The organism is Variovorax sp. CF079, assembly GCF_900101545.1.
In the GTDB taxonomy this organism is placed as follows: Bacteria; Pseudomonadota; Gammaproteobacteria; order Burkholderiales; family Burkholderiaceae_C; genus Variovorax.
Map to the genome: position 1 here is coordinate 1 of NZ_FMZU01000054.1, position 3,515 is coordinate 3,515.

Genomic DNA, 3,515 nt, shown 5'->3' on the forward strand with positions numbered 1-3,515 from the left:
TGGATCTTCCACTTCCTGCACAGGCGGCGCACCGCGTTCTTCAGCACCACCTCGTAGGGCTGCCAGTCGCCCAGCACCTCGTCGAAACGGTAGGCGGTGAAGTCGGCGATGAACTGCTCCATCTGCTCGGCCGGAATGCGGTCAGCAAAGATGTCGCGCGTCATCTCGCTCATGCGAAAGCGCGTGAGGGTGCCGTAGCAGTCGAAGGTGATGTACTTGGGACGGATGCTCATGGTCTCTGTTCCTTGGATGAGAGATGTAAATGCGACGAACTCATGACGAAGCGATTGCAGCACGCAGCAGCGCCGGCGTTGTAGGGAAATGCAGGCCCTGGGGCGCGGAAGCTGCGGTTTGGAGTGGGTGCGGCGGCATGCCTTGCGGTCTGCCCTTTGCGTGTGCAGCGACACACCTCGGTGCGTTGCTGCGAAGGCGACGGGCACGCTTTTGAAGCGCCAGCGGCTGCCTCATGCTCAGGCCATGATCCACACCTTGCGCACGGTCTCGAGGGTGCGCCAGGTGCCGGTGTAGCCGGGCTTCATGATGAAGCAGTCACCAGCCTTGTAGGTCACCGGGGGCTGTCCGTCCTCGGTGATCTCGACCACGCCGGACAGGATCAGGCAGAACTCCCAGGTCTCGCCCTTGATGGAGCGGTTGACGCCGGGCGTCGACTCCCACACGCCAGCGCGCACCTTGTCGTCCTTGGCGCTGTCGACGTCCCAGTTGCGGCACACGATGTCGCCTTCGATGACGCGTTCGGCCGGCGGCCGGTATTCGCGCGCATCGCCGAGCTGGTCGAAGTTGAAGTTGAAGTTGATGAGCAGATTTTTTGACATGGAGAGTGGACTTTCAGGAGGGGTGGAGCACGACCCTGATGCTATGTTTGGGCGTTCCCGCGTGGGTGCCGAAGCCGAGGCCGAAAACGGTGGCAAATGCGCGATTGGCCGCGCGGCAAAGCGCAATCTGCTTTGCGCGGGCAATGCCTGAGACTGCCGCAATCAGTTTGGGAAGTCGTTGCCTGCCGCCAGTGCCGGACCGATCTTGGTGACCGCCTGCGTGATCGGGAAGTTCCAAGGCGCGATGGTCGCAACGACGCCGTAGGGCTTGCCGATTACCAAACCCAAATGGTCGATGCGCGTCGCCGCGACATCGCCGCCCAGCTTGTCGGCGCTTCTGCAATGAATCTCAGGCAGTCGTTTGAGTAAAGGACGTCCACGGCCAGGACCTGCCTGACGGGCCGCGTCGACCCCAAGGCTTCGATCCGAGCGAGCTCGTCGCTCCCGGTGTCGATCAGGTCGGCCCAGCGCCGCAGTATCCGGGCGCGTGCACGGCGCTCCCGTAGCCCAGTCCGACGTCTGGAATGCGGCCTGCGCATTGTTCACCGCGCGATCGACGATGGCTGCAGCGGCGATCGGTACCTCGGCATAGACCCTCGCATCGGATGGACGACGAACCTCCAGCACGTCACCCTCGTCATTGAGCAACACACCCCCGGTGAAGTGTCCGTTTGGAAAGACGGTCTTGTCGGGGTCGAAATCAAGCGTGCTCAAGTCGGGTCGAAGCTTTGCATGGCGATCGATGCCAGGGAGATGGGCTCAGCATTTGTATGCGTAAGCAGGCCCGTCGGCGCAGCGAATTGCAAAACAGGCACGCTTTGCAGGCGAAGCTTGCGAGTTGCGAAAGAGCGCGAATTCGGTCTGGAGAAAGGCGCGGATGTCGTCCAAGATGAGCTGCTCTTTTGCTCGCACAAAGACCTGCCGATGCCCGCCCAGACACTGAACGCACCCGCTCTCGACGGCGTGGTGCTGAGATCGATGACCGCTGCCGACCTGCCGCTCGCGCACGCGTTGACTGCTGAGCTGCGCTGGCCGCACCGCCCCGCGGATTGGGGCCAGGTCTTCGCCCATGCCGCGGGCATCGTTGCCGAGCGCGACGGTGAGCTGGTCGGCACCGCCCTGCGCTGGCGCTGGGGCGATCGCCACGCCACCATCGGCCTCGTAATCGTGTCGCCGGCCTGTCAGGGGCGCCGCCTCGGCCACCGGCTGATGAGCGCGCTGCTTGAAGAGCTCGAGGATTGCACGGTGCTGCTGCATGCCACCGCCGAAGGCCGAGGTCTATACGAGCGCCTGGGCTTTGTGCGCACTGGCGAGCTGCGGCAGCACCAGGGCGTGGCCCACCCGGCGCCGCTGGTCGCGCTGCCGCCGGGCTGGCGCCTGCGGCCCGCCGGCCAGAGCGAGGCGGCATCGCTGCAGGCGCTCGATGCCGCGGCACGGGGCATGCCGCGCGATGCGCTGATCGCGGACCTGCTCGCCGCGTCCGATGCCTGCGTGGTGCTCGACCACGACAATGCGCCGCGCGGCTTCGCGATGCTGCGGCGCTTCGGGCGCGGTCACGCGATCGGTCCCGTGGTGGCGCCCGACGCCGAAGGCGCGAAGGCGCTGATCGCGCACCTCGCCGGGATGAACGCTGGAAACTTCACGCGCATCGACATCGACTTCGCCAGTGGCCTGGCCGAATGGCTGGAGAGCATCGGCCTGCTGCGTGTGGATGCGCCGACGACGATGGTGCGCGGCGCGCCGCTCGCCAAGGCGCCGGAGGGTCCCGCGCTGTTCGCGATCGTCACGCAGGCCGTGGGCTGAGTTCGATGGGCGCGACCACCTTTCTCTACAAGTCCGATCCGGTGCGCGGCCGCCAGTGGGCCGAGGTCTTCCGGCGCCGCGCACCCGAGATCGACTTCCGCATCTGGCCCGACATCGGCAACGCAACGCAGGTGCGATTCCTTGCGTCGGCCTGGGCTTCGATTGCGCGGGATGGAGCCGCTCGCGGCACGTAGTCGACGGCGTGCAATGCCATGCGGGCACCGACGAGCTGCAGGCCTTCCTCGCGCGCACCGAGATCCTCGTGTGCCTGCTGCCGCTCACCGATTCGACGCGCGGTTTTCTCGATGCCCGGCTGTTCTCGATGCTGCCCGAAGGCGCGGGCCTCGTGCACGTCGGGCGCGGGCCGCAACTCGTTGATGCCGACCTGCTGGCCGCGCTGGCCAGTGGCCGCATCGGCGATGCGGTGCTCGACGTGACCGAGCCCGAGCCGCTGCCGCCGACGCATGCCTTCTGGCGCCATCCGAACATCCAGCTCACGCCGCACATCGCGAGCGTGACCCAGCCCTTGAGCGCGGCGGAGGTGGTGCTGGACAAGCTGCGGCGCTTCGAGGATGGCGAGCCGATGATCGGGCTCGTCGATCGCGCGCGAGGGTACTGAGGCGCGCCGCAGGATCTGCCGTCGCGGCGCGCACAACCGCAGCCTGCTTCGCACAAGGCCCTCAATGCAGCACCAGCGCGAGAGGCACGCGGCCTAAGCTTTTGGACATCCTAAAGCCCGACGCCCGCCCTCATGACACACCCCACCGCACTCCCCACCCTGGCTGCGCTCGACGCGATCGACCGCGCGCATCTGATCCATCCCGTCTCGCCCTGGCGCGTGCACGAGAAGCGCGGCCCCACCGTGCTCGCCTCGGGCCG

At 66.7% G+C, this 3,515-nt stretch carries 3 protein-coding genes and 2 pseudogenes; 2 read left to right on the forward strand and 3 right to left on the reverse strand.

The genetic code is table 11. From position 1 onward, the window contains the following. The 3 genes and pseudogenes from BLS74_RS33445 to BLS74_RS35630 form a co-directional block, all read right to left on the reverse strand. Positions 1 to 233, reverse strand: a pseudogene (locus BLS74_RS33445) (haloacid dehalogenase type II); the annotation flags it as partial. A gap of 237 nt (positions 234 to 470) precedes the next feature. Then, a complete protein-coding gene (locus BLS74_RS33450; RefSeq protein WP_093112330.1) occupies positions 471 to 833 on the reverse strand; it encodes a cupin domain-containing protein in 363 nt (120 codons plus the stop codon). A gap of 162 nt (positions 834 to 995) precedes the next feature. Continuing rightward, positions 996 to 1,547: an aldehyde dehydrogenase family protein gene (locus tag BLS74_RS35630; RefSeq protein WP_280142692.1), complete on the reverse strand. Its 552-nt coding sequence runs from the start codon at positions 1,545 to 1,547 to the stop codon at positions 996 to 998. 210 nt (positions 1,548 to 1,757) lie between these two features. On the opposite strand from BLS74_RS35630, the gene BLS74_RS33460 reads away from it, so the two are divergent. Continuing rightward, positions 1,758 to 2,636, forward strand: coding sequence for a GNAT family N-acetyltransferase (locus tag BLS74_RS33460; RefSeq protein WP_093112334.1), 879 nt, complete (start codon positions 1,758 to 1,760; stop codon positions 2,634 to 2,636). 5 nt (positions 2,637 to 2,641) lie between these two features. Then, positions 2,642 to 3,255 (forward strand): annotated as a pseudogene (locus tag BLS74_RS33465) (NAD(P)-dependent oxidoreductase). The last annotated feature ends 260 nt before the right edge of the window (positions 3,256 to 3,515 follow it).

Excerpts from the sequence above, each read along its gene's own strand:
- BLS74_RS33450 (WP_093112330.1), bottom strand. The coding sequence starts at position 833 with ATGTCAAAAAATCTGCTCATCAACTTCAACTTCAACTTCGACCAGCTC.
- BLS74_RS33460 (WP_093112334.1), top strand. The coding sequence starts at position 1,758 with ATGCCCGCCCAGACACTGAACGCACCCGCTCTCGACGGCGTGGTGCTG.